Source organism: Marinomonas sp. A3A (assembly GCF_018336955.1).
GTDB classification, from domain to species: Bacteria; Pseudomonadota; Gammaproteobacteria; order Pseudomonadales; family Marinomonadaceae; genus Marinomonas; species Marinomonas lutimaris.
In genome coordinates this window covers 580,619-606,170 of record NZ_CP025532.1, presented here as the reverse complement: position 1 = coordinate 606,170, position 25,552 = coordinate 580,619, and the positions used below count along the sequence as shown (strand labels likewise).

Genomic DNA, 25,552 nt, shown 5'->3' with positions numbered 1-25,552 from the left:
AATGTTTAGAAAAGAAACTTAGTGGGTAAGAGAATAGAGCAATACCTGTGCCGAAATATTATTTCCATCTTTATTAACACCAAAATAAAACTTAACACATTGATAAATAATAAATTAATTAGAAATAACTAAAAATATTGCGTGATATAGGAGAATAAAAAACAGTCAATAGACTTGACGATATCATTAAATTCAATCAAAACTAAAAGAAATGCAGTTAACCATTTCATCAACTAGGTGGAAGAGGAAAAATAATAAATGACAAACTTGCAGCGTATCTCATTGGCCGATATGGCAAAAGGAAATACCAAAATCCTTCTCAAAGGCAGCTCTCGAGAACTAGATGGTCACAACTCACCAACCATCGATGATCTGACTGAGTGTCTGTTTTTTTCTCCCGGCGATGGCCGTATATGGTTAGAAGACCAACGTATGCTGCTTATCCATAGCTCATCTTTTGGGTTACTCCGCCGAGAGCTCATTGATTCCCTAGGTCTCGATAAATCACGCGATATCATGACTCGCACAGGCTATTTTTCTGGTATGCGCGATGCTGAATTAATCCGTAATCGCTGGCCAGATTCTGATCCAGCATCCATTTTTGAAGCCGGCACACATCTCCATGGCCTTGAAGGCGCTGTAAAAGTAGAAACCATTCACTTTGAATTCGACACCGAAAAAGGCTTGTATGACGGTGAGTTTTTATGGCATCACAGCAGTGAAGACGAAGAGCACATTGCCGCCTATGGTATTGGCAGCTCACCAGCCTGCTGGATGGAACTAGGCTACGCGATTGGATATGTGTCTGGCTTAGTGGGCTCTTTGGTTATCTTCCGAGAAGTGGAATGCCAATCCATGGGGCATTCAGTCTGTCGTGTGATTGGCAAATCAGCCGAACTTTGGGGCGATATCCAAGACGACATTCGCTTTCTTAACGTCACGGCTAGTGAAACAGAAAATACAGTAAAACAAGACCCTCAGCTCAATCACATGGAACCAAGTCTTCCAGATGATCAACTTAGGATGATCGGCGTATCAGCAGCCTTTACCGCCGCCACCCATTCATTACAAAAAGTGGCTCCAACCAATGCAACCGTACTGTTTACCGGAGAATCTGGCGTTGGCAAAGAGCTTTTTGCCAGTATGCTGCATAAGTTCAGTCACCGAACAGGTCCATTTTTAGCCTTTAACTGTGCTGCTATTCCGGAAAATCTAATGGAATCTGAACTGTTTGGGGTCGAAAAAGGCGCATTTACGGGTGCAACTAATAGCCGCCCGGGGCGCTTTGAAAGAGCCAATGGTGGCACGCTTTTTCTTGATGAAATTGGTAATTTAAACCTAGCAGGGCAGAGTAAATTGCTGCGTGCTTTACAGGAAAGAGAGATAGAAAGAGTCGGTGGAATCTCTCCTATAAAAGTCGATGTGAGAGTCATCGCCGCCACCAATGTAGACTTGCGAAAAGCCGTTGAAAAGGGCGAATTTCGTGAAGACTTGTTTTTCCGCTTGAACGTATTTCCTATTCATTTACCGCCATTAAGAGAGCGTAAAGCCGACATTCCGTTATTGATAAATTATTTCTATCATCACTTTTGCACACTGCATCACAGATCCCCTTCTGGCATGACACAAACCGCTCGTCGGGCCTTATTTAACTACGCATTTCCTGGCAATATTCGTGAGTTACAAAACCTCATGGAGCGTGGCGTTATCTCTTCAGAAGAAGGTGAACCTATTGATCTTCATCACCTTTTTAGAAATGAGCACATTCCTGACGAAATTATTTATTCGGTAAATAACAAAGGTAATTTGAGTCACTCACAAAGCAAAATAGAACCTACCAATTCACTACTGGAACACATTTCTCAATTCGTTGGCGGAAACGATTCTATCGACATAGAAATGCTAGAACATAACCTTTTACAAGAAGCGGTAGACAACGCCCAAGGAAACTTATCTGAAGCCGCAAGACGAGTTGGCCTAAGTAGACCACAATTGGCTTATCGCCTAAAGAAAAGTAAGCAAAATAAAGGTCAAGAATAGCGCATAAAAAGCCCCGTGATGGGTCTCATCACGGGGAAAAGGTGATAAAAATAATCTATAGCTATCTATTAGAAATGGTGGTTAAACCTTAGGACAAATCGATTACCTTCGGAACGGTTTTCGGCATCTTGTTCAAAATACATATTGGCAAAAACAGAATTTTCTTTACCTAGTTTATAAACAAGACCTGGCCCTACAGCCCAGACTTTTTCTCTGCGGCCTTCTTCATCGTCGCCATCTACCTTTGTATCCGTAATTTGATTCAACCAGTAGCCATTTACACCAACGCTTAGGTTATCCGTTAGCACATAGGCACTGGCAAAATTCGCATGAAGGGCTTGTCCTGCTTGACTGTCGTTTTTGGCATTAAGAGCTGTTGAGGGATCATCATTCTTACCATTCCATAGATATGAAAACCGGCCTGAAACCGTCCAGCGAGGTGTTAGCCAATAAGTTACAGAATAGTAAGGATTAATATTAAAGGCGTTACTACCCGGATTGATGGCATTTTCTGCATCATATTTTCCAGTCGGTAAAGTAACATCTAGCTCAATTCGTTGTACGTAACGCGGGCCACTTTCTCCCATCACAGGATCAAACTGCAAAAAAGCCCCTAAGATAATATCGCCAACACCAGTTTGCGCACTTATTTGCGCATTATTTAAACCGTCATCCACGTCTTGATCCGCGATCCAAGGAACAATAAAGGTATAACCCAATCTGGTATTTTCAGTAAAATGCTCCTCTGGCTCGTAAATAATCTGAGTCAAAGGAATAAACAAATCCACATCTTGTTTTGGCAAAGGAAGCGCATCACCATTACTGCCATTTAGCTTATCAGATGTAAGATATTGTAAATACTCAATTACATACCAGCCTGGACCTTGCGGGCCAGGAGCGCCATCATAAAAACTGGTCCCTCCTAGGTTAACACCTGGTAGATCATACGCCATCGCAGTCATAGGGAGGGTTAGCAACACAGAAGCATAAGTTCGCTTTAATTTTAATATTGTCATTGTGAAAATACCTTTTTATTGTTGTTTTATATTTTTAAGACATTGATTTTATTGGATATTTACAAATAGGTAGATGCCAAGCCTCCATCGACTGGAATATTGACACCGCAAACCCAACGAGAAGCATCTGAACAAAGAAACGCAATCACCTCAGCAACTTCATCTGAATAAGCAGGACGAACCATTCTTACAGCGTCTTTTTGAACTCGCTCTTCGCCCAACATAGAAACAAAGTCGCCTAAAATCGGCGTAAAGACAGGACCTGGAGCGACACAGTTCATGCGCACACCGTGGTCACGGAACCAAGTGAAAGCTTGCTGGGTTGACCAAACAATGAGGGCTTCTTTGAAATACTGATAACAGGTTTCTTGAGGGACAGGATTTTTCTTTAACCAAGCTACACCTTCTTCAAAATACGAAGTGTCAGCCAGTGCTTTATGTTTTTCTAAACGCTCTGGCCACTCAATACCCAAAACAGAAGCGACATTTACAATACTAGCGCCTTTACTAAATCGAGGAATAAGTGCTTCTGTTAAATGGCGTAAGCCCAAGTAATTTACACGCCCTACCAACTCAGCGTCAGCGGTGCCTGGCACACCTGCAATGTTGCATAGACCATCTATTTTCTCAGGCAATTTATCTAAGGCAGCATCAATAGCCGTGGGATTACCAAGATCAATTTGAACAAAACCATCCAGTGTCATACTTGGTTCATGGCGATCAATGCCAATAACCTTAGCTCCATGAAAGCGTGCAAGACGCGCAACGTCCGCACCGATACCAGACGATACGCCGGTAATTACAATTGTTTTATTCGCTAACATCATAGTGTTTCTCCTTATTTTTGTTATGAAACGGTAAGAAGCTACTAAGCGAACACCACGTCTATTTGACCGAGAGGGGAGCCCAGTCAAATAGGTAAGGTGAACTACAAAGGTTATTTTCTCACTACGAGGAGGATTGCATGGAGCATGCCCAAATTTAAAAAGGCATCAAAATAAAATACTAAAAACAACTCAAGACATTGATATATAAATTATTTTTATATTTTAAAAAAACAAATTGCGGAATAAAACCATACACAAACACGCATATTAACTTTACCAAATGATGAAATAACTAAGTAAACACTAGGGAGAAATTGATTATTTCAAGAAAAAAATCAAACATGATTTAACTTCAGCCTTTGCCGAATTCGGCTCAAAGCCACTGGAGTAATACCGATATAAAACGCAATCTGCTGCTGTGGAATAGTGTTTTTTAACTCGGGGTAGGAGGCACAAAAATCAAGATAACGACGCTCTGCGGAATGTTTTACAAAGGCATTTTCACGCTCTTCTTTGGTAATAAAAATACGCTCTAGAAACTTGGCGTAGCATTCTAAAAAGCCAATATCCTGACGCATCTGCTCGTAGAACACTTGCCAAGGATAAGAAGACACAATGCAATCCTCCAAGGCCTGAATGCCGAATAACACATGGTCTCCTGTCACCATTGCCTTAGTCGAACCAATGATTCTCGGGCTCTTCGCAAAGGTTTGCGTGAACTCTTTTCCTTCATCGGAAACACTCACATAACGCACTAAACCAGAATGCAAAAAATACAAACGATTTGCCACATAACCTTGCTGAAACAAGTAATCGTCCTTTCTAATAACATGCACATCCATTGGCACCGTCAATCGTTGCCAATCAATCTCGTAGCCCCATTCGTTAAAATACGCTTCGAAGCTATTTTGCAGTTGAATTCGATCCATCAGCGATTTTCACCTTGCTCAAATTACCGTCGATAAGAAACAGTGCAACGCCTAAAAACACAATGCCAGAAGCAAAAGGCCAGTCCATCAAGCTTAATAAACGCGACTGAGACAACGCCGTAAACAAAGCCACCCAAACGGGTATTGTATAAGATATCGCAAGCAGCCGACTCGCCCCAACCGTCATCACCAAACGCTGCTGCAACACAAAGGTGAATAAAGTAGTAAACACAGTTAGATACAAGACATTTATCCAAAAACCTTGCGACGCCCACTGCACCTGATCAAGCTCTCCCCAAATCAACGCAATAGGCAGCAGCCAAAGCGTTCCAAACAGCATAATCATAAACGCACCAGACAACGCGCCTAACGAACGCCCCCACTTTTGTACCGACACCACATGCAACGCCAATAAAAAACACGCCCCAACAAAAATATAATCACCGGAATGCCACTGAAATCCGTCGTTACCCTGGGCAGGAAAGCCTTGTGTAGAAGAGCCTTGTGTAGAAAATAACACTGTCATCGCGCCGATTGAGCCAAGAACAAAACCAATTACTCGCCACAAAGGCGCGACTTCTTTAAGCCAAATTCTCGTTATCATCACACCAATTAAGGGAACCAAGGTGTATAAAACAGAGGTATTCAACGGCGTAGTGGACTGTAACGCAACAAATAAACCAATAAAAAATCCCACCAGCGCACCACTTATTACCACATAATGAAAAAGCCGCTGACGAGATGCGAACAACGCCTTAAACTGCTCGATTTTATTTAACTTAGCTCGATGCCAACTGAATAATAGCGCAGGCAACATAATCAACATCGCCAATAAAAAACGAAACGCCGACGTTGCAATCGGACTGGCATATTCCACCATATGACCCGACACAATAAAGGAAGACGCCATCAGCCAAGCCCACAGCAACAAGGTATAAAACGAGCTCATGACATCGTCTCAACTTTATCAACAGCCAACATAGGCGCCAGAAAACGAATAAAAAGATGCTCGACCACCGCAGGCTCAAGGGCAATATCGAACTCAGATGCCAAAATGCTTCCAAGGGATTGTGGAGTATCGATAGAAAGCTTGTGCTCGCCTTGGCAATCTCTAATAGTCAGCTCCGCATTAACCAAAACGACTGTTTGATCTTCCCTCTTCAAAGTCACCATTAGGTTCTTTAAAAACACCGCATTTTTATTCTTATAAGAATAAAAATGCCCAAGCGCACAATCTGCATCACTGTAAATCGCATGATCAAAACGATAAAGCGTAAAGTATTCCTCGCCCTTCATTACTTGAATATCGTACTCGCCATTACCTTTATCAAGCACTCGATAGAGGTCTAAGCCAGCCGTTTGTGACGTATTAATATCTAACCGCAATGGTGCAATCGGCCCATTGCCACCAAAGCCGGTGTCAACCAAATAGCTCACACCTTCTAGAGTTAGCAAAGTTACTCTATGGGTTCTGCCCGCTTCTCGCTCAAAATTATTATTCAGCACTCGTGCTAACTTAAGTTGTACGTCATAACCCAAGGCTTTTAAAAGCTCAAACGTTAGCTTGTTGTGTTCAAAACAATACCCACCTAAACCACGCGTCACTATTTTCTGACTGATCGCATCAAGATCCAAAGAAATCTCTTCGCCCAACACCACCGCCAAACTATTAAAGCTGTAACGAGCCACATGGGCCGATTGCAATGCTCTAACAAACTTAATACTTGGCTGCTCTGGCGCAACCAAGCCAAGATCAGATATATAATTTTGTAGACTGGATGACAACGACATACTGCGCTCCCTTTAATCATCAATAGAGATAGAATACAGCCAAGACTACAGCAACAGATAAGAGAAGGAATTAACCTAGGTTAATTCCTATAAAATGCGCAAAAAAAAGCAGCGCTTTCACGCTGCCAAAAGTTTGACGCTTCCCACACAAAAAATGAAGACCAAAAGTTATTGTTTACGCAGCTCCGCATTACCTTTTGCTATATCTGACGCCATGCGCTCATATGTCTCTTCTAACGTTAGTTCGCCTACGATGAGCTGACTCATTCGCTGTACAGCAGAGTCATAAACTATATTGGCGCCTTTTGCCTTCTGAAGACGACGAATGCTTTCTGTTACATTACTCGCGTTATTAGCAAATACTGTCATGGCCGATTTAGCATTTTCATCCTCAAGCTGGTAATTCAGATTTTGAACATTCGCACCTGGGATAATAATAAATTCCTCCGCAAGCTCTCTTTGCACAGGCTCGGATCCTAAGTATTCAATTAACTCGGCCACCGCTTCAGGGTGTTTGGTGTGCTTAAATGCCGCCATATAAGTAGCGCCAGGCATAGGAATACAACCACCGTCGCCACAAGGCGCGTCCAAGGCGGTCCATTCGAATGCATCGCCTATTTTTTCTTTAAAGGGATTAACCATCCAATTGCCCGCAAAATAGGTCACTACGTTGGCATTAATAAATTCATCGCCCATGTTTTTATAACGAGTTCCGCCTGCGGCACCCCACATTTCTTTAGGAAAAGCGCCGGTTTTTGTCCAGTTATAAAGATCTTTTATATAGGCTTTGGTTGGTGCATCGGGAAAGTTAAAGGTGCCATCGTCATTAACAAAATTGGCGCCATAGGAGTACGCAGGGCCACTGAAGCGATGACCAGAGCGGTCCATCGTAAAAGGAATATCAACACCGGTTTTATCCGCGACTTTAACCGACGCAGCAACCACGTCAGCAAGTGTCGCGCCTTTTTTCGGCAATGGAACACCGGCTTGCTCGAACAAGGTAACATTCACAAAAGGCTGGTTAAGGGTTTGCGACGCAACATAGCCACCAATCTTATCTGGGGCACTTTTTTCATCGCGTAATAAGCTTAACGTATTACCATGAAGCTTAGTGAAACCCTCCGGATCTTTCATATAAGGACGTAAGTCCAAAGTGAATGCAATTAGAGAGTTATCGGCAATTTTCGCCAGATCAGGACCTTCCCCCACAGACAATTGCAAAGGCAGTTGCTCTTTGGATTGAGCATAGCTAGTCGTCACAAAATCTACTGAAATATCAGGATGTGTTTCTTCAAACTGATCAACCAACTCTCCCATTTTTTTCACATAGTTAGGGTCGTCATCGGTAAACCAAAAAGTGAGTTTTTGTGTTGCCGCTTGTGCCTGTACAGCAAATAGCGATGCGACAGCAAGGGTACTTAGAACAAGATTCAAACGAGCCATTTACTTCACCTCATTTTCTTTTTATTTGATTAAGGTTGTGAAAATATTTTCATTAAATTTATTCGATATCTACTATTGATAGCGGTTAGATTATAGACATATACTGATAAAAATTGCCAAATATATTTGAAACATCATTTTAAATAAAATAATAATGAAAAAAATTTCACTAAGATAAGAGACCCATAATGAATAAAAATAAAATCTATTGGGACCTTGCTACTAACAGCGCAATCAATCGCTGGGCTATGTCTCCTGCAGAAGAAACTTATTTTCCAGGCGAAGCCAGAACCATGCCTGACGCCGTAGACTATCGCTTTATTAACGGCTGGGTAGATACAGGGGATCTACCCTGTAGAGAAAGTTTGAGAGAGCATATTGCTCAGCGGACCGTATCCCTTCCTAATACTCTTTCTTTCCCTGAAATCTATTTTGGCGGTGAAGATAATCGAGTGGATTTTTCCACTTTTCGTTTTCGCCCAACTCTAATCAAACGCTGGCTGACTTGCTCTTTATACTCAGAACAAGCTCAAGAAGTTACCTTCTCTTTAGAAACTTGCGGTGGCGTTCATATTTGGCAAGATGGCCAAAAAGTAGTCCAGTTAGACCATTATCAACGCAATAGTCCGACCAGCCAATTCTTCACTTTAAATCTTCCAAAAGGCAGCTGCGAACTGGCTGTATTTTTAGAAGAATTACACGAGCGTGACGCCAGCTGTTATTTTGTTTTAACTCTAAAAAAAGGTCATCAAATAAAAACAGGATTATCACTAGAAGTCGATGAGGACGAAGTAAAAGAAATCGAAAAGACCCTAGAAGGCTTGCGCACCAACCAAGTTTTTTACTGCGATGAAGATTTATTGATCGAAGCCGATTACAAACCTTTGCAGGCGACTAAAGTGTTGCTGGATACAGGTAGTCATCCGCGCGAAACCGTCACAATGAATGTGCTACTTGACGGTATGAAGATGCAAGAAGAGGTCAGCTTTGTTGTTGATCAGCAATTCTCCTCAACAACGCTTTTCAATACCAAAGGCTTAAACGCAGGCTGTATTTCACTACGTTTTCTCGTCAAAACTGGCCCACTTACTTTCAGCCGTAGTCTTGGCACGACCATTTTACCACCAGCGATCGATGTAACAGCGACAGACCTGGCTACTCGCAAAGCACTCGCCTTAGAAACCATGCTCAGCCATGGCAAGGAAGAACCAGCCAGAGCATTAGCTGCTCTCGCCCTAAAGCAACAGCCTGAATTAGCCAGCCGCCTTATTGAACGTGCTCTACTGCCTATTAAAGAGCGCCATGATTGCGCGGATTTCTGGATATTACCTCTTCTTTGGATGTACAAAAGTTATGGTTACTCTCAACTTGAACCTGCGCTATGGGATCAAGTCAAACACGAAGTACTAAACTTCCGCTACTGGCTAGATGAACCGGGCAATGATGTTATGTGGTTCTGGAGCGAAAACCATGTTTTATGCTTCCACGTTGCGCAGTACCTTGCCGGTAGCTTATTCGAAGATGAGATATTTCCAAACAGTGGCAAAACAGGCAAACAACATAAAGCTCAAGCACATGCTCGTTTAATCCGTTGGTTTGACTCAATGGATGATCACGGCTTAGCAGAGTGGAACTCAGCGGCTTATTACCCCATAGATTTTCTTGGCTTATTTACTCTAATGACCAATGCCGAAGACGACATTTTGGTTTCTAGAGCTAAGCAGCTGATTGACCAAATTTTTATTATGGTCGCGCTACACACCACTGGCAGCGTATGCGCCGGCTCTCAAGGCCGAATTTATGAAAAAGAATTATTAGCAGGACCAGCAACCGAACTTGGTTCTATCGCGGCTATTGCCTTTGGCGGCCAATGGTATCCAGGCTATGACCGTGTTACTGCATTATTAGCCGTGAGCGATTATCAACCTCCTCAACTATGCCAGCGTTTACTAAGTGTGCCTGCTGGAGAATCCATCTACTCAAGATACACACAAGGATTAGATCACAACGCGAAGATCACCTTATGGAAATCAGCTTCATTACAGCTGTCCACGGTATCCGATTATAAAACTGGACAAAAAGGCCACCAGCAACACTTTTTAGATGTGCAAACCAATGCTCATCCTTTGGCGCGTTTTTGGATAAACCACCCTGGTGATCTTAAAGTATGGGGCGGAAGCCGACCTTCCTATTGGGCGGGCAACGGTGTTCATCCAAAAGTCGCGCAATACAAAAACATTGGTTTGATGATTTTTGACCAAAGAGCCTTCGCTGATGTCATTAACTTTACCCATGCCTTTGTACCAGCACCGATCTGCGACGAATTTATCGCAGAATCCCATTGGTTATTTGCTCGCACAGGCTCTGCACTAGTCGGTATCTACTCCTCGCAAGCCCTACAGCCACTAAAACATGGTCTATATGCAGGCTACGAATGGCGCGCCTATAGCAAGCATTCTGCATGGTTAGTGATTACAGGCGAAGTAGATGAGCACAAAAGTTTGGCCAGTTTCCGTGAATATTGTTTGGCGCATGCTCCTGACTTCCAAGCCGAAGACAACCAAATCAATCTAACCTATGACAATGGTACATTGGCTTTACATTACCACACAGGAATTCACCTAAAAGGCGAACCAATTCCGTTTGCACCATTGCTACCTATACCACACATAACGTTTGGCGATACAAAGCTTATTCCTTGGCAAAACGTACATCCATGAACCACCTAGCAATGTATCGGGTGGTTATTTATTAAGACGCTATTTGTCACGTTAGACAGACTAAGTATTTGGAGAACAAACATGCAAACACACATGAACACGCACAATTTAAATGATGCCTTAACCTCGTTGTCGCAGGGGTTTCGTTCGCTTAAAGGCATTGGCAATGTCGAAGCAGAATTCAGTGACGAGATTCTGTTTGATGAATGGGATTGGGAAGTAGGCGTCGGTTTATACGGTGATTTTCGTGATGCAAAAGAACGCAACGACCAAGCTGCACTAGAACGCATTGGCCGCTGGTACGATTGGCAGATCCAACGCGGTTTACCTCGTCGTCAGGTTAACTCCACTGCACCTATGCTGACACTGGCATTATTAGCAGAACATTTTCAGCGTGACGATTGGAAAAACATTGTCGAAGAATGGGCAGATTGGATACACACTAAAATGCCCAAAACCGATGAAGAAGGTTATCAGCATCTCGTCAAAGAACGCGATAACGATGGCGAACTCTGGGACGACACCTTGTTTATGGCAGCGTTATTTATGGGCGCAGCAGGCAAACTTTGCCAACGTCCAGAATGGACACAAGAAGCGCAATACCAATATTTGTGTCATATCCGCTTTCTTGGCGATACCCACAGCGGCTTGTTTTACCACGGCTGGACCTTCCATGGTCGCCACAACTTCGCCAACGCACTTTGGGCACGCGGTAATGCTTGGCTAACACTGTCTATTCCGGAGCTGTTTCGCATCCTTGAACCTCAAAGCGTCACCGCTCGACAGCTCAAAAATGTGTATTTAACACAAGTCAGAGCACTCAAAAAATGTCAACGTGAAGACGGCATGTTTCATACGTTACTTGATGACCCTAGTTCACCTATTGAAGCATCGGCCACCGCTGCCATCGGTTATGGTTTACTGGCAGGTTGTCGTGAAGGATTATTAGACATCACAGAATACCAAGAAATGATCGATTTATGTCTGAATGCTGTGCTCACCAGAATCAATGAAAAAGGTATTTTGGAAGAAGTATCAGACGGCACCGCCATGGGACACTCATTAGATTTTTATAAGCAAATTGGCAATATTCCAACACCTTATGGCCAAGCACTTGCGTCACTTTTTCTGTCGGAGTATCGGAGTTTTACAAACAAAACACGTTAACACTCGCATTAATAAATACTCTAATAGAGGCCTTTTCACGACGTCACGAGCGAAGCCAAGACGAGGCAAAAATAGACGAAAAAGCGGAGTTTATGAATTATAAATGAGCATTTTGAATCTATTTTTAACAACGTATTGACAAGCGTAGTAGTCGTGAATGACCTCTAATAATAAATATAAAACAGGAGCACAACATGGCTGCCATTCAGCTCAAAAACCTTCACAAACGTTATGAATCCATTGATGTCATGCATCAGGTTAACATCGACATCGAAGACGGAGAGTTTGTCGCTTTGGTCGGACCGTCAGGTTGTGGTAAGTCGACGTTATTGCGCTTAATTTCTGGATTAGAAGACATTACCTCAGGGGAAATTCTGTTTGATGGCAAAGTCGTTAATAGACTTTCACCTGCCGAGCGAGAAATCGCCATGGTATTCCAATCCTATGCGCTTTACCCACATATGACGGTAAAGAAAAACCTCTCGTTTGGTCTCGAAAATCTCAATATGGACCGAGCCATTATTGAAGAACGTATCCAAAAAGCCGCAAAACTACTCGACCTTCTGCCTTATATGGACCGCAAACCTAGAGCGCTTTCCGGTGGACAGCGTCAACGTGTCGCCATTGGTCGAGCCATTGTCCGTAACCCTAAAGTATTTTTGTTTGACGAGCCTCTGTCTAATCTGGATGCAAAATTACGTGTACAAACTCGAGGCGAGATCACCAAGCTCCATAAAAAACTCAACACCACCATGATTTACGTAACCCACGATCAGGTCGAAGCCATGACCATGGCTGAAAAAATCGTCGTGGTAAATGCGGGAAGAATTGAACAAGTCGGAAAACCTCTCGATCTTTTCGAACGTCCTGCCAATCGTTTTGTAGCCGAATTTATCGGCTCTCCAAAAATGAATATATTTCAAGCCGGCATCACCAAGGTATCTGACAATGGCATAGAGGTGACCTCAAAATCCATCGGCGAATTCAGTATTCCAGTCATCTCAAAGACAGCTAAAATAGGCGATAGTGTCACCCTTGGTGTTCGACCATCACACATAGAAATCGCTGAGTCGGGCATTCCATTAGAAATCACCCAGCTTGAATGTATGGGACACGAAACCTTCATTTACGGCTCTATTCAGGGCGAAAAAGAAGATTTAGTTGCCCACCTTCCTCATCATTTTGACGCCGAAATTGGCGATACTATTTTCTTACGTTTTACCTCGCAATTTATGCACGTCTTCTGCGATAAAACAGATCAAGCCTTTAAGAGGATAGAAGTATGAAAAACCTGTCCGCTTTCCTTTTCTCGATTCTCGATAAATTCATGCGACTGGTTGAATTGCCGACCGTCTATGTGCAAAAAAAGATAGGCGTGCAACGCATGGGTTACCTGTTTGTCGCGCCGAACATGGTGCTTTTCTCCTTGTTCGTGTTTTTGCCAGTCGGTTTAGCCATCGCTTATGCTTTTACTGGCGGCACCAACATGTTGATCTGGGATCGCCCCTTTGTTGGCTTAGAAAACTTCTCACGCCTACTTAACTGCGGCAGTTATATGGACCCTGCCAGCTGTGAATTCGATCTTTTTTGGACCGCTGTTCACAACACTTGGTGGTACACCTTACTTAACGCCACTGGCACCTTGGTCATGGCACTCATCACCGCAATCGTACTAAATCGTTTAAGCAAAGGTAAGGCGCTATTTCGTTCCATTTTCTTTTATCCTGTGCTGCTTTCTCCTGTAGTTGTTGGGCTTATTTGGAAATGGTTTTTAGCTCGTGATGGCTTGCTTAATGCTCTTGTATTGGATCTTGGTGGCGAGCGCACAATCTTCCTATTGGAAGTCTGGTGGTCACGTTTTTGGGTTGTCTATGTGTCTATTTGGTTTCATATGGGCTTCTTTACCCTGATCATTTTGGCAGGTTTACAAGCCATTCCAAGAGACATTTATGAAGCGGCAAAAGTCGATGGCACCAGCGAATGGCGACAATTTTGGCGAATCACTCTCCCCCTTCTGACACCCAATTTATTAGTGGTTGCTGTGCTTCTATTGATTCGTTCAGTTCAAGTGTTCGACGAAGCTTGGGTACTGACCGATGGTGGTGGGCCAGGAACCGCCAACACCTTCATCGTGCAATTTATCTATCAAACCGCCTTCAGCTCAGAAGTTAGACTCTATGGTCTGGCGTCTGCGGCATCGGTATTAATGGGCTTAGCCCTGCTCGCGCTGACCTTGATACAAGTCTGGCTTGCGAAAAAAGCGGAGTACTAATTATGCTTAAGTTTTTAACCCGTACTCGTCGTCCTGGTAAAATGGACATCACCGACATTTTATCTTGGCTTTGGCTAACACTAGGCACAGCCGTAATTGCTATTCCTATTGCATGGGCCATGTTGTCGTCACTCAAAACTCAGGCCGAAGTAAACAGCTTCCCTCCGAGTTTAATTCCACAGTCTACTGTCAGCACTCAGGTAGAAGGCTATGACAAAGACCTTTCAGTTTGGGAGTGGACGCAAGCTAGTGGCGAAACCAAAAAAGTCGCCATGGTGCGTCGAATTGGCATAAAAGCCACAGTGCTGGATATGGAAAAACCAGAAAAAACTTTTCAGGTACCTATTTCAGAAATCACTCAGCTCAAAGATGTGCATTTCCAGTGGAGTAACTACACTGATCCTTTAGAGCGTTTTGATTTTTTTACTTACATCAAAAATACAGTGTTCGTCACTGTAGTGGCGACAATATTGACGCTACTGCTCAACTCAATGGCAGCCTTTGCTTTATCTAAGTATAAATTCCGCGGCAAAAATGCGATCTTCATGTTGATTTTGTCCACCTTGATGCTGCCGCTTTCTGTCATAATGGTACCCGCTTTTATCGTTATTGTTGGCTTAAATCTCGCGGACAATTTATGGGGGGTGATTTTTGCCACGGTCGCCACACCAACCGGTGTGTTTATGCTACGGCAATATATGCTCACCATTCCTGATGATTTGATCGAAGCAGCACGAGTCGATGCGGCCTCAGAATTTCGGATTTACTGGCGCATTGTGTTACCGCTTTGTGCGCCAGCTCTGGCGGTATTGGCTATATTCTCGGTAATATGGCGATGGAATGATTTCCTCTGGCCATTGATCGTGTTATCAAGTCCAGAGAACTACACGCTACAAATTGGTTTAAATGCTTTCCAAGGGCAATTCTCGGTAGAGTGGCACTATATTCTCGCGATGACCGTTATTGCACTGTTACCAGTGACAATCGTCTTTCTTGTTTTACAAAAATACATTACTGAGGGCGTAGCAGGCAGTGGAGTCAAATAAGCTATGAGTTTAAAGAAAATCTCAGAACAAAGCGGTGTCGCCATCAGTACAGTAAGTCATGTACTCAATGGCACCGCCAAGATATCTGACGACGTTCGCCAAAGAGTGTTACAAATCGCCAAAGATATTGGCTATTTGGACTCTCGTATCAAGCGCGCACAGACAGCAACATTGCGGAAAATCGCCCTGTTTGTTGATTCTGAACGCTTGAGACAAACCGACGTCAATTTCGTCTCATGGACAATACTCGAAACACTACGCAAGGAATGCGAGCAAAAAGGGGTCGAAATCGAACCTGTTTTGATCGACGAAATTCAAGGCGATTACAACAAGATATCGGAACGTATGACGAAGACCAAATGCGACGGCATTTTGGTGTACTTCGACGAAAACCAAAAACTCCTGAACGAAGTGATCAATACCGCTTTACCCTGTATTTTGCTTGCTGGACAAGAACCCGGTATGCACATTGGGTCGGTTGGTATCGGTGATAGGAACGGTGCTCGTTTAGGTGTTGAGCACCTAATTGAGCTAGGTCACAGGAACATTGGCATCGTCTCTTGGCCGGGGCGTTATACCATCAGACAGCGTTTAGATGGCTTTAAAGAAGCCATTAATGAACACCTAGAATTAGGCATAACGACTACCAGCATTCAGCTGGACAGCTTCCAGCCAGACATTGCTGAAAAAGGCATGACTGAATGGTTGGAACAGAACCCAGACCTAAACCAGGTAACCGCCTTCTTTTGTCTTGCCGACAACGTCGCCATCGGTGTTCTTAATGCCTTACAAAAGAAAGGTATTCAAGTGCCGAAGGATGTTTCTATTCTCGGCTTTGATGACGTGTTTGCCGGCCAAATGATGCAACCTGCGCTATCAACCGTTCATACGCCGCTGCATCACATTGCCCGTTGCGCCTTGGAAGAGCTCGAACTTCTTACCCGTCGCACAAGCAAAAATGCACCTGCACGAAGAGTAGAACTCGGCTGTCGTCTTATTGAAAGGCAATCTTGTAAAGCGGTGTAGTAAATACGCTATAAGACCCTTAGCGTCTTACTCAGTGACATAAGTATTGATGTGGCTTTTTTGTAGTTAAGCCTCGTTAGGCACTCTTGAAATTGCCCAAAGTTATCATCGCCTAAGGCTACTCATAATGATTCACTGTGCTCTTCAATGTCGCCCAAGGCTTCAAACCTTGATTGCCTAATAAGATTAAGATGCGCGTTACCAGACACACTTCTCAATTTATGAACTTGCGCTGCCGGCTGAAGGCGTGACACTACAGATTCAGCATGATCAATACTTTCCTCTGGTGTTAAAGCCAGATTGGCGTATGCAAAAAGAGTGCTTTATCACCAAACAATATGTATTGCGCTTTATCAGGGTTCAACCCAGCAATCACAGGCCACTGGTCTTACTTAGTCTCTGCTAGTACTCCTGGCTCTGCTCTAACATTTGGCTCTGCTCTAACATTTGGCTCTGCTCTAACATTTGGCTCTGCTTTAAATTTTGGCTCAAGCGTTAATGCAGGTTTATCGGATAACGGCGGTCTAGACGTCCTTGCCTCGATAACCTTCTACCCATGTGCTTACCACATTAATAAGCTTTGCTGGGTTAATAGGTTTCGTTAGAAAATCGTTCATACCTGCCTCCAAGGCACGGTTTTTTTCTTCGACTAATGCTCCAGCAGTTAGGGCAATAATGGGTAATGATGTTAACCCTAAATCGTTTCTAACTCGTGACGTTGTCTCAAGGCCATCAATCCCCGGCATTTGCACATCCATTAATACAGCATCGAAGTTATTGGATGAATCATTTAACTGGGCTAATGCTTCCTCACCACTGTTTGCGGTCTGAACGACAGCGCCGTTATGCTCTAAGATACGGCTCACAACCAGAAGATTAGTCGCACTGTCATCCACAACAAGCAGCCGAATACCCAATAACAATTTTACTCCAGCCGCCTCAACACTACTTGATGGCTGCACGCGTTTAGAATTACCTGCATTGAGAGGCACAATGTTATTCATCGCACTAAACAGAGTGGTTGAAGTGATAGGTTTTAATAAAAAGTGATTGATCAAATGCTCAGAGTCTTTTGATGCCATACTGTCTTTATTGTGGGATGAGAGCATCAGAACCGCAGGGAGATGTTCTCTACCGATAGTAGCAACAAGATGGCTAATCGCACTGAAACCACCTTTTGAAGGGATTTGATGATCCACAATAATGGCATCGGGGGCGCGTAACTTATTATTTTGACGAGTGATATAGGCTTTAACAAGATCCTCGCTACTCCCCACAACTTCAGATCGCCAGCCAAGCGAGCGAGCAATTTGTTTAAGCTGCTCGGCGTCCACAGGGTCATCTTCAGCAATAAAAACAAAGAGCGTTTGATTTTGATTTTCTTGTGCTGCGATTTCTTCCAATGTTTGGGTTTTAAGCGGTAGATCCACCCAAAACTTACTACCAAAACCCTCTCTACTTTCAACACTAATCTTACCGCCCATTAACTGAACCAACTGATGCACTATAGATAATCCTAAGCCAGTACCACCAAAACGGCGAGTGGTGCTCGAATCTGCTTGCGTGAAGGGTTTGAATAAACGCGACTGAGCATCAGATGAAATACCAATTCCTGTATCTATGACAGTTAACCGTACATTCACCAGATCTCCTGGCAATGTCTGCTCGCTGGTTATCACCTCAGCACTAATGGACACTTTACCTGCGGAAGTGAACTTCAGAGAATTACTAAGCAAATTCACCATTATTTGGCGCAATCTAACGCTATCCGCTATCACCCAAGACGGAAGTTTAGAGTCTAATTCAACGTTGAATTCGACACTCTTGGCTTCTGCTTGAATGGCGAACAGACTCGATACCTCTTCGCAAAGCTCGCGTAACTCGACAGGCTGTGTTTCCAGCTCCATTTCGTTCGCTTCAATTTTCGACAAATCTAACACATCATTAACAATGCCAAGCAACGACTTCCCAGAGACCTGAATTTTAGAAACCAATTGATGCTGGGCGTCGGTTAATTGATCTTCAGACAAGAGATAACTTAGCCCAATAATGGCATTAAGCGGTGTACGAATTTCATGACTGGTGTTCGCTAAAAAGGCACTTTTTGCTTCTGTCGCTAATTCAGCGTCGCGTAAGGCTGCGCGAAGCTTTTCTTCTATAGCAAGTCTTTCACTAATATTGCGTACTGAAGCGGATACCAGTATTTTTTCATCTAGGCGCACCGCGCTTAAGCTGATTTCAGCTGGAAATTGAATCCCATTGCTTCCTAATGCAAAAAGCTTTTCGTCGCGCCCTAGAACGATTGCCTGATCACCCTGATATTCTTCTAATATTCGCGATTCACTGACTTTTTTAGAATACTCTGGCAATAATTTTTGTATGCACTGCCCTTCTAATTCAAACCTATCATAACCAAATATTTTTTCGACTTGCGCATTGACCATCTGAATAATGTCATATTCATCAACTACAAAGGTTGCATCCGGTGCCGATTCCAATAATCCTTTGAAGCGCATCATTTCTTTATTTTTTTGGTTTTCTAACTGTGCGTTTAAGGCATCTTTATGACGTATTTTCCCACTTAACCAAATCCAGTATTGAACAGTAAAACCTATAAAAATAACGGAAAACAGGACGGCAATAACATAGCCAATGTCGATGGCTACTTTTTTGAAGAGTGAAAATTGAGAGGTTGTGCTATAGACGTTCAAAACCCGCTCGTCATCACTATTGCCCAGCGAAAAACGTCCTTGCTCTGCGAATACACTACCGTTCTGTCCCTTAAAGCTCATTAAATCAAAAGCGTTTAGGCCATAAAATAAAGAAGCAGAGGTAAATTCATCCTGCCAACGGTGAGGATTACCATATTCGAACGTAAAAGCTTTAGACGCATTAGGATGAAGTAAATAATCACCGTTTTTGTTGGTTATGTATAAATCGGTATCTTTGACGACATGTTCAGCCGTAGTTTTAAGAATATTCTCAGCACTCACGTTAATAATAATGATACCGAATACACTGCCATCAGTATGAAACAAAGGCGTAGAAAAGCGCCAAATAGGTCGACTAGGCTGTTCGATTTTCCCTAATTTACGATTTAAATTAATGTCTGACTGGAAGACACGATCAATCCCAGCTTGAAGCGTTTGAGCAATATACGTTTCACTTTCTTTAGATTGGAGCTCTTCCCCACTAAATGCTCTCAGGTCTTCACCAATACGCTGCACTTTGACTCGCTCATACCAACCATTACTAGCTTCTATAAATCGCACTTGATGCACATCTTTGTTAGGCAGCATATAAGCTTTAAAAATATCAGCCAGTCGCTCATTCCATAGCGATAACGCTGCCACGGTTTTTCCTGATTGAATGTCCTCTGTTTGTAATTTTTCTAAAGCAACAATGGCAGGGGTATTCGCAAGATAAAGAGTATCTCTGCGATAACTCGTCGCGTCCTTATTTAGGCTTGAAAGCGCAGCACCTTTTGTTTTTGAAAGGCTATCACTCACCTCTATAAAATGACTTTGTACAATTAACCAACCCACCCCAAAAAGCATTAGAAAGGAAAGCAGCAAGGCGAATTTGAAGGATCGCTTAACACGTGTACGACTTAGAAAAACCAATAAACTACGAAAACTTAGTTGATAACTGTCGGTATAAGACTCTTCCTTCTCACCATTAATACCTAGCAAATTAATGATAAAAAGCGTCAACAGAGTAAGCCCTAAACCAAACACAACAAACCAACTCACCGCCCAAGGCTTGACCTGATTTACATCTTGGATTGAAGGAACCAGCTCCATCTTCCAATGCTGACCTAACACATAGATATTACGCACCACTTTGTCTTCTAATGACCCAAGCGTTTCTGTGTCTTTTGAACGATAAAACGGCTCACTTTCTGTAAGATTGGTTAAAGAGACATAGGATTGGTCTGTTAAAGAATCAAGATTAGCTAATACTTCGTCAATGACTAACGGAGCGTAAGACCAACCCATTACCGCACTTTCACGGGCTTCCATGGTGTTCAAAACAACATTGTCAGAATAAATAGGCAGCAGTACGAGTGCACCTTTACGAGGCTTTTTATTCGCTTGTACAAGGGTGATCGGAGCCGTTAAATAAGGTACATCCTTTCTAGCCGAAAGTAAGGCGGCAGAGCGGCGATTCGCTTCTGATCCAATATCAAGCCCGATGGCTTGTTTGTTTTTATAAGTCGGATAAATATATTGGATAACAAAACGGTCGGTATCGTGTGGTGCTAAAGCTCGAATCGAAAAATTGGGCGTGCCATCTTCTCTAGTACGAGCAATAAAACTTGCCTCTTCAGCGAGCGGAACCCGGCGAATAAAACCGAAACCCAGAGCGCCAGGAAACTCATGCTCAATATCACGGCTATGGCTGTAGTTTTCGAATTGCTTGCGGGTAATATTATCAACTCCCACGCTCACAATCGCCCCTCTGAGACCTCGCAAACCATACTCATAATGTTTAAACCGTTCGGCAATCAAGCTCTCAGCTTTATTAGCAAGGTCATCGGTGTATGACTTTACTTCGTATTCATTTTGATAGTTAACCGTACTGACCACAACAGAGGTGGTTAGAATGCCAAACAACAGTGGAAGCCAAAAGGTTAGAAAGCCAATTTTACGGGCCTTTTTTTTATTCATATGTCATAACTACTTTGTACTTCTTCAGCATAAACGGGACGGAAAAAGTAATAGCCTTGAAGAAATAAAACCCGCAACAATTCTTATTAGAAACCCCCATGACCAATCCCCTCCCTTTAACATTCACTTCGACCTGAATATAAAAGGTAGACCAAGCCATTTATTAAAAAAAGAAGAGTATTGATTAAAAGGGTAAAGGTATGTAATCAGGCTTAACACACTGCGTAAAACAAACAGTCGTAACCTCTATTCAGAGATAGCAAAAAAGAGCCATTTTCACTTGAAAAACTGTCGCCTTAACCAACCTCTTTCTCGAACCATTCCACGTCCCAGTATTGGCCAAATTTTCGGCCTACTTCTAGGTAGACACCAACGGATTCAAAACCGAACTTTTCATGGATAATTTGTGAGGCTTCATTAGGTAAAGTGATGCCAGCGTAGGCGCGATGTACGTCTTCTGTTTCCAATTGCTCGAACAGCTCAAGGTACAAGGCGGTTCCCAAACCTCGACCTTTGGTATTTGGCTTTAGATAAATACTGACTTCCACTGAGGTTTCATAAGCGCGTTTAGGCTTGAATTGCCCACTGCAGGCGTAGCCGAGAATTTCTCCGTCTTGTTCCGCCACCAGTAAACGATACCGACCTGTTGGCGCAAACTGCGAAAACCAAACTGCTCGACCTTCTAACGTGTACGGCTCTATATCAAAAGTAGTCGCCGTATTTACTATGTAGTGATTATAAAGATCGGTTAATGCGGGTAAATCCTCAATGACAGCTGGACGAATTTGAACGCTCATTTTATCTCCCGATGGCAATTATCTAAGGCTGAAGCGATGCTCTATTTTTACCACGCTTCACATTGCTGTAATAGACAATTTGCGGCGGCACAGCGTTTAACTGCTTAGCTTGTTTATATCGTGATAAAAAAGATCGATACACACCGTACTTAAAATACACAATGTCTGCGTCCATCGTCGGGCCTTGGTAGTCGACTTTTTGCTTGCCGTTTACCCAAACTTGGAACACACCAGAATCGTCTTTTTCCCAGCGAGCATGCACTTCAATTTTATGCCACTGGCCTCGCAGATCAGCCTCACTAATCAACTCGTAGTTTTTCTTAGTACCGGAAATATGATCGTCTAGATGGTACCCGCCACGGCCATTTTGAAACATCCAAATAGGGTGAGAATTAGCTTGATGAAATTGACCGAGAGCCACCTTGGTAGGAAAAACATTGGGATAATCATCAGGAAAATAAATCGACCAACCGTACCAAGCGTCACTACCTACTGACGTCGTTTTCTGCTGCTCGGATAACTCACTGCGTTCGCGATCTTGCTCGCAATCGTTCCAGCCTTTATTCCAGTAGCAGTCTCTTGGACGCACCTCGAATTTCTCGATTAGTTTGGTTGGCGCGCCCTCGGTAATGTCCTGAATAACTTGATAACCATAGCTCGTATTATTTAACGAACGCATAAAAGGGCCGAAATCCCCATGACTCATATCTTGCTCAACAGACTGTGCCTGAACGGGGATAACCAAAAAATACAGCCATAAGGCCATTGAAAAACGAGACATGGGAAGCAAACCTTATTAATTACTCACCTCATCATTCTAAAGTTTGCGAGGGTTGTTCGCCAAATAGTTGTCGACGAATTAAGGTCAAGATGAAGAATACGGGGATTTTTCATCTTGACCTTACCTATCATTGAATTACTACTGGTGTAAAAACACCTTTTGCAATTATTTGCCGCCTGAGACAGCAAAGCCGCTAAAGCCACCCATTGGTAGGTCGGCCATTAAGCTTGCCGCGCCTGTCGTAAGGTCTATAGAGTAAAGGCCGGCTTTTGATGCACCTTCGAGCTGCAATATGGCGTAAGCCGCGTCAGAACCTTCTTTAGCAGAAACAATATCGAAGCCACCCATTGATGATACGTCAACGGCCTTGCCATTAACGGTGATCTTAGCGACGGTTTTTAATTCGCCAGCATTATTAGCAAGGCTGACCAATGAATCTGTTTTGCTATCTAACGCAAACTGGAAAGTGCTCGACGCTTTTGCACCGGCAATGGCGTTTGTATAAGCGTTGGCAAAAATTTCAGGCGTCATGCCTTCGTTGCTGTCGCCTTTTACATAAAAGGTAGAGGTGAATTTCAATACGGAATTAGCGCGCTTATCTTGGTCACCAAAACCGACTGGGAAATACACCAAGTTTGTCCCGTCAGAACCCACCATACGAACCGCATCGATGGCGTTATTAAAATCCATCGCGGTGGCTGATGCATCCTTGGAAATCATGGCGCCATTTGTGAAGGTAGCACCCAGATCAGTTAGCTTACCAGTCTTAGTATTCACAGCATAAACCGCGCCGTTGGAATAGCCCAACAGCTCGCCAGTGACGGGGCGATAAGCCACGGCATCCAGCTTGTTGCTTAGGGTAAAAGTGTCCATTTTCGCAGGAGACGCGATAGACCCCATTGTGATCAAAGTCGTTCCATTATTAGCAAGCGCGTACCCAGCGACAGGGCTAGCTTGGTCAGATGTTCCGTAAAAGCCAGTTGAACAAGCAGAAACAGCAAAAGCGGTCGTGGCAGCAATAATCGTCTTTTTCATCATAATCATCCTATATGAGTTGTATTAGTAAACCAGGTGTCACCCAATTGGGTGGCTCATACAGAGATACTCACCTTTTAAAAAAAGGTTTCAGATAAAGGATATTTTTTTGAAAAATAATTTTCGGAGCGATGAAAAGACAAGGATTAACGACGTCCACTCGTAACGAATAGGCTTACATTGTTTGTCATCCTCCACTTGCGATAAAACCAACCAAATACCATAATTAGGTATTATTTGGTATTCAGGAGATCGCAATGGCGAAAAATACTAGCATTACGCTTGGTGAACATTTTGATAGCTTTATCAGTAGCCAGGTCCAAAGTGGACGCTATGGTTCAGCAAGTGAAGTGATTCGTTCCGCTTTACGTTTACTTGAAACACAAGAAACGAAAATGAACACCTTACGACAGCTACTCGTTGAAGGTGAAGAAAGTGGTATGGCAGATTATGACCTCGATTCGTTGATCAATGAACTCGATAACGAAGAGAAAAAATGAAACCATTCCAACTTACCATCAAGGCAAAATCCGATTTAAAAGATATTGCCTTGTTTACCTCCCGTCGGTGGGGGCGAGAGCAGCGAAATATTTATCTAAAACAATTCGATGAGTCATTTTGGCTATTAGCTGAAAACCCTGACATTGGCAAAGCGTGTGATGAAATCAGAGATGGCTACCGAAAGTTTCCACAAGGAAGCCATGTTATTTTTTATCAACAAATTGGTAGTCAGAATATTCAAATTATCAGGATCTTACATAAGAGTATGGATGTGAATCCAATGTTTGGGGCATAACGCCCACATTAAGGGGCTTTTTAATAGTTTGCTAAAATGTGAAGCGAAGCGAAACCGAGCAAACTGTAAAAAGTCCCGCTTTAATTGCTTGTTATAAGTACTTTATTACTTACCTGCTTTTCCTGCTTCTAGAATTGGCAACCCAGCTTCAGTTGGAATATAGATGCGCTCACCATTTCCGTCTTGTAAGCCTTTAATCCAGATATAACGAAGGTAAGCTTCGTTGTCTTTCAATGACTCTCCAATAATTTTATTGGCTTCTGCTGCGGCTTTTGCACGCTCAATGTCAGCTTGACCTTCGGCTTTAGCTTGCACAATTTTAGCTTTACCATCAGCTTCAGCGAGAGTAACTCGTGCTTTCGCCTGCATAAGTGCAGCAGCTTCACGGGCTTTAGCTTCTTCTATCAGAATTTGCTTACTCCATTCGGCTTCTTTTAGCGAAGCAATACCATTCATTTCGAGTTTATAAACTTTATATTTTGGCCAAGTCCATAAAGCTAAAACAATTAGTAAAACAAAAAATAATACTAGACCAATTAGGCCACCAAATGCGATCGCATTCCTATTCGGATGCATGAACTCTCCTTAGTGCTTATAACGCCGCATTAAGGTGTGAGCGGCGCTTGGCTATACTTGAGCGAAGCGAAACTGCCAAGCGTTGCGAATCACTCTTAAATGCTTTGTTAGCTATCAGTGCCACCCAACAAAATACTTGAGTTCTTTAGCTATAAAATGACAAACCTTTGCAATAAACATAACCCACCAAATGCTTGCCCCCACAGAAAAAACAAGTATTGAACAAGCGACTAAATCTGAGAACTTTGAAAACAGCCAACCTTTAAGTTTTAAGAGAAGTGAACAGGTCACGCCTGTAATACCTAAGAAAAATGCGGAGCCGACAAGGTAGCTAAGAATAGTTACTACATTTATTTCAGAGAATGTATTTTCAAATGCCAAAAGTGAGATACCAGTAATCGAAGCTACGGAACCTGTGAAGTTGACTGAATCTGTAATTGCTTGTTTATTCATATATTTTTATTCTGTGATAGGAGTTTGACGCTCCATATAATATCATTATTACGAAACACAGACAGGCAATTAGTTGAGATTTTCTCGCGTTTCCTAAAAGATAGCTAACGCCCGCTTAAGTGGACAAAAGTAGTTGGCTAATCCTGTTGAGGTACGAAACAAAGCCA

Annotated in this window: 21 protein-coding genes; 9 read left to right on the top strand and 12 right to left on the bottom strand. The window is 43.0% G+C overall.

Going from position 1 to position 25,552, the window contains the following annotated elements:
* The first annotated feature begins 258 nt into the window (after window positions 1-258).
* On the top strand, window positions 259-2,040 hold the full coding sequence (locus tag CYL31_RS02740; protein WP_212917458.1) for a sigma-54-dependent Fis family transcriptional regulator: 1,782 nt from the start codon (window positions 259-261) through the stop codon (window positions 2,038-2,040).
* A 68-nt stretch (window positions 2,041-2,108) separates the two neighbouring features.
* Here CYL31_RS02740 and CYL31_RS02735 read toward each other — a convergent pair whose 3' ends face one another.
* The 6 genes from CYL31_RS02735 to CYL31_RS02710 all read right to left on the bottom strand — a co-directional run bounded on the left by CYL31_RS02735 (window position 2,109) and on the right by CYL31_RS02710 (window position 8,046).
* Window positions 2,109-3,056: a SphA family protein gene (locus CYL31_RS02735; RefSeq protein WP_249411676.1), complete on the bottom strand. Its 948-nt coding sequence runs from the start codon at window positions 3,054-3,056 to the stop codon at window positions 2,109-2,111.
* 59 nt (window positions 3,057-3,115) lie between these two features.
* Window positions 3,116-3,883 (bottom strand): coniferyl-alcohol dehydrogenase, encoded by a 768-nt coding sequence (locus CYL31_RS02730; RefSeq protein ID WP_212917457.1) that lies wholly within the window; start codon window positions 3,881-3,883, stop codon window positions 3,116-3,118.
* Between the two features lie 335 nt (window positions 3,884-4,218).
* A complete protein-coding gene (locus CYL31_RS02725; protein WP_212917456.1) occupies window positions 4,219-4,812 on the bottom strand; it encodes a Crp/Fnr family transcriptional regulator in 594 nt (197 codons plus the stop codon).
* Complete coding sequence (locus tag CYL31_RS02720) at window positions 4,787-5,761, bottom strand: DMT family transporter (RefSeq protein WP_212917455.1); 975 nt, start codon at window positions 5,759-5,761, stop codon at window positions 4,787-4,789. The genes CYL31_RS02725 and CYL31_RS02720 overlap by 26 nt, the downstream gene beginning before the upstream one ends.
* Window positions 5,758-6,603, bottom strand: coding sequence for an arylamine N-acetyltransferase family protein (locus CYL31_RS02715; protein ID WP_212917454.1), 846 nt, complete (start codon window positions 6,601-6,603; stop codon window positions 5,758-5,760). Before CYL31_RS02715 ends, CYL31_RS02720 begins: the two co-directional genes overlap by 4 nt.
* A gap of 168 nt (window positions 6,604-6,771) precedes the next feature.
* The gene (locus CYL31_RS02710) at window positions 6,772-8,046 is read right to left on the bottom strand and encodes an ABC transporter substrate-binding protein (protein WP_212917453.1); all 1,275 of its coding nucleotides are present in this window, start codon (window positions 8,044-8,046) and stop codon (window positions 6,772-6,774) included.
* A 188-nt stretch (window positions 8,047-8,234) separates the two neighbouring features.
* Between CYL31_RS02710 and CYL31_RS02705 the strand changes: the two genes are divergently transcribed.
* From CYL31_RS02705 to CYL31_RS02680, 6 genes are all read left to right on the top strand, one after another.
* Window positions 8,235-10,766: a hypothetical protein gene (locus CYL31_RS02705; RefSeq protein ID WP_212917452.1), complete on the top strand. Its 2,532-nt coding sequence runs from the start codon at window positions 8,235-8,237 to the stop codon at window positions 10,764-10,766.
* Between the two features lie 81 nt (window positions 10,767-10,847).
* Complete coding sequence (bglB, locus tag CYL31_RS02700; RefSeq protein WP_212917451.1) at window positions 10,848-11,933, top strand: beta-galactosidase BglB; 1,086 nt, start codon at window positions 10,848-10,850, stop codon at window positions 11,931-11,933.
* 194 nt (window positions 11,934-12,127) lie between these two features.
* Window positions 12,128-13,219: an ABC transporter ATP-binding protein gene (locus tag CYL31_RS02695; RefSeq protein WP_212917450.1), complete on the top strand. Its 1,092-nt coding sequence runs from the start codon at window positions 12,128-12,130 to the stop codon at window positions 13,217-13,219.
* Window positions 13,216-14,205, top strand: coding sequence for a carbohydrate ABC transporter permease (locus CYL31_RS02690; protein ID WP_212917449.1), 990 nt, complete (start codon window positions 13,216-13,218; stop codon window positions 14,203-14,205). Before CYL31_RS02695 ends, CYL31_RS02690 begins: the two co-directional genes overlap by 4 nt.
* 2 nt (window positions 14,206-14,207) lie before the next feature.
* A complete protein-coding gene (locus tag CYL31_RS02685) occupies window positions 14,208-15,251 on the top strand; it encodes a carbohydrate ABC transporter permease (protein ID WP_212917448.1) in 1,044 nt (347 codons plus the stop codon).
* A 3-nt stretch (window positions 15,252-15,254) separates the two neighbouring features.
* Entirely contained in the window at window positions 15,255-16,277 is a 1,023-nt protein-coding gene (locus CYL31_RS02680) for a LacI family DNA-binding transcriptional regulator (protein ID WP_212917447.1), read from the top strand.
* Between the two features lie 524 nt (window positions 16,278-16,801).
* Here CYL31_RS02680 and CYL31_RS02675 read toward each other — a convergent pair.
* The 4 genes from CYL31_RS02675 to CYL31_RS02660 all read right to left on the bottom strand — a co-directional run bounded on the left by CYL31_RS02675 (window position 16,802) and on the right by CYL31_RS02660 (window position 23,560).
* Window positions 16,802-20,947, bottom strand: coding sequence for a CHASE domain-containing protein (locus tag CYL31_RS02675; RefSeq protein WP_212917446.1), 4,146 nt, complete (start codon window positions 20,945-20,947; stop codon window positions 16,802-16,804).
* Window positions 20,948-21,243: 296 nt separating this feature from the next.
* A complete protein-coding gene (locus CYL31_RS02670) occupies window positions 21,244-21,744 on the bottom strand; it encodes a GNAT family N-acetyltransferase (RefSeq protein WP_212917445.1) in 501 nt (166 codons plus the stop codon).
* 22 nt (window positions 21,745-21,766) lie between these two features.
* Complete coding sequence (locus tag CYL31_RS02665) at window positions 21,767-22,525, bottom strand: polysaccharide lyase family 20 protein (protein WP_212917444.1); 759 nt, start codon at window positions 22,523-22,525, stop codon at window positions 21,767-21,769.
* 165 nt (window positions 22,526-22,690) lie between these two features.
* Window positions 22,691-23,560 carry a DUF4394 domain-containing protein gene (locus CYL31_RS02660; RefSeq protein WP_249411675.1) on the bottom strand — a complete coding sequence of 290 codons (870 nt, stop codon included), beginning with the start codon at window positions 23,558-23,560 and terminating at the stop codon, window positions 22,691-22,693.
* Window positions 23,561-23,817: 257 nt separating this feature from the next.
* On the opposite strand from CYL31_RS02660, the gene CYL31_RS02655 reads away from it, so the two are divergent.
* Window positions 23,818-24,060: a type II toxin-antitoxin system ParD family antitoxin gene (locus CYL31_RS02655; RefSeq protein ID WP_111608278.1), complete on the top strand. Its 243-nt coding sequence runs from the start codon at window positions 23,818-23,820 to the stop codon at window positions 24,058-24,060.
* The gene (locus tag CYL31_RS02650; RefSeq protein WP_212917442.1) at window positions 24,057-24,356 is read left to right on the top strand and encodes a type II toxin-antitoxin system RelE/ParE family toxin; all 300 of its coding nucleotides are present in this window, start codon (window positions 24,057-24,059) and stop codon (window positions 24,354-24,356) included. The genes CYL31_RS02655 and CYL31_RS02650 overlap by 4 nt, the downstream gene beginning before the upstream one ends.
* A 105-nt stretch (window positions 24,357-24,461) precedes the next feature.
* On the opposite strand, the gene CYL31_RS02645 is transcribed toward CYL31_RS02650, so the two are convergent.
* Window positions 24,462-24,932, bottom strand: a complete 471-nt coding sequence (locus CYL31_RS02645; protein ID WP_212917441.1) for an SPFH domain-containing protein — start codon at window positions 24,930-24,932, stop codon at window positions 24,462-24,464.
* A gap of 114 nt (window positions 24,933-25,046) precedes the next feature.
* Window positions 25,047-25,385: a hypothetical protein gene (locus CYL31_RS02640; protein ID WP_212917440.1), complete on the bottom strand. Its 339-nt coding sequence runs from the start codon at window positions 25,383-25,385 to the stop codon at window positions 25,047-25,049.
* Between the last annotated feature and the right edge of the window lie 167 nt (window positions 25,386-25,552).

Coding starts and splice junctions, on each gene's coding strand:
- CYL31_RS02685 (WP_212917448.1), top strand. CDS start 14,208: ATGCTTAAGTTTTTAACCCGTACTCGTCGTCCTGGTAAAATGGACATC.
- CYL31_RS02735 (WP_249411676.1), bottom strand. CDS start 3,056: ATGACAATATTAAAATTAAAGCGAACTTATGCTTCTGTGTTGCTAACC.
- CYL31_RS02645 (WP_212917441.1), bottom strand. CDS start 24,932: ATGCATCCGAATAGGAATGCGATCGCATTTGGTGGCCTAATTGGTCTA.
- CYL31_RS02675 (WP_212917446.1), bottom strand. CDS start 20,947: ATGAATAAAAAAAAGGCCCGTAAAATTGGCTTTCTAACCTTTTGGCTT.
- CYL31_RS02665 (WP_212917444.1), bottom strand. CDS start 22,525: ATGTCTCGTTTTTCAATGGCCTTATGGCTGTATTTTTTGGTTATCCCC.
- CYL31_RS02695 (WP_212917450.1), top strand. CDS start 12,128: ATGGCTGCCATTCAGCTCAAAAACCTTCACAAACGTTATGAATCCATT.
- CYL31_RS02655 (WP_111608278.1), top strand. CDS start 23,818: ATGGCGAAAAATACTAGCATTACGCTTGGTGAACATTTTGATAGCTTT.
- CYL31_RS02680 (WP_212917447.1), top strand. CDS start 15,255: ATGAGTTTAAAGAAAATCTCAGAACAAAGCGGTGTCGCCATCAGTACA.
- CYL31_RS02730 (WP_212917457.1), bottom strand. CDS start 3,883: ATGATGTTAGCGAATAAAACAATTGTAATTACCGGCGTATCGTCTGGT.
- CYL31_RS02705 (WP_212917452.1), top strand. CDS start 8,235: ATGAATAAAAATAAAATCTATTGGGACCTTGCTACTAACAGCGCAATC.
- CYL31_RS02720 (WP_212917455.1), bottom strand. CDS start 5,761: ATGAGCTCGTTTTATACCTTGTTGCTGTGGGCTTGGCTGATGGCGTCT.
- CYL31_RS02740 (WP_212917458.1), top strand. CDS start 259: ATGACAAACTTGCAGCGTATCTCATTGGCCGATATGGCAAAAGGAAAT.
- CYL31_RS02640 (WP_212917440.1), bottom strand. CDS start 25,385: ATGAATAAACAAGCAATTACAGATTCAGTCAACTTCACAGGTTCCGTA.
- CYL31_RS02670 (WP_212917445.1), bottom strand. CDS start 21,744: ATGAGCGTTCAAATTCGTCCAGCTGTCATTGAGGATTTACCCGCATTA.
- CYL31_RS02715 (WP_212917454.1), bottom strand. CDS start 6,603: ATGTCGTTGTCATCCAGTCTACAAAATTATATATCTGATCTTGGCTTG.
- CYL31_RS02725 (WP_212917456.1), bottom strand. CDS start 4,812: ATGGATCGAATTCAACTGCAAAATAGCTTCGAAGCGTATTTTAACGAA.
- CYL31_RS02660 (WP_249411675.1), bottom strand. CDS start 23,560: ATGAAAAAGACGATTATTGCTGCCACGACCGCTTTTGCTGTTTCTGCT.
- CYL31_RS02710 (WP_212917453.1), bottom strand. CDS start 8,046: ATGGCTCGTTTGAATCTTGTTCTAAGTACCCTTGCTGTCGCATCGCTA.
- CYL31_RS02650 (WP_212917442.1), top strand. CDS start 24,057: ATGAAACCATTCCAACTTACCATCAAGGCAAAATCCGATTTAAAAGAT.
- CYL31_RS02690 (WP_212917449.1), top strand. CDS start 13,216: ATGAAAAACCTGTCCGCTTTCCTTTTCTCGATTCTCGATAAATTCATG.
- bglB (WP_212917451.1), top strand. CDS start 10,848: ATGCAAACACACATGAACACGCACAATTTAAATGATGCCTTAACCTCG.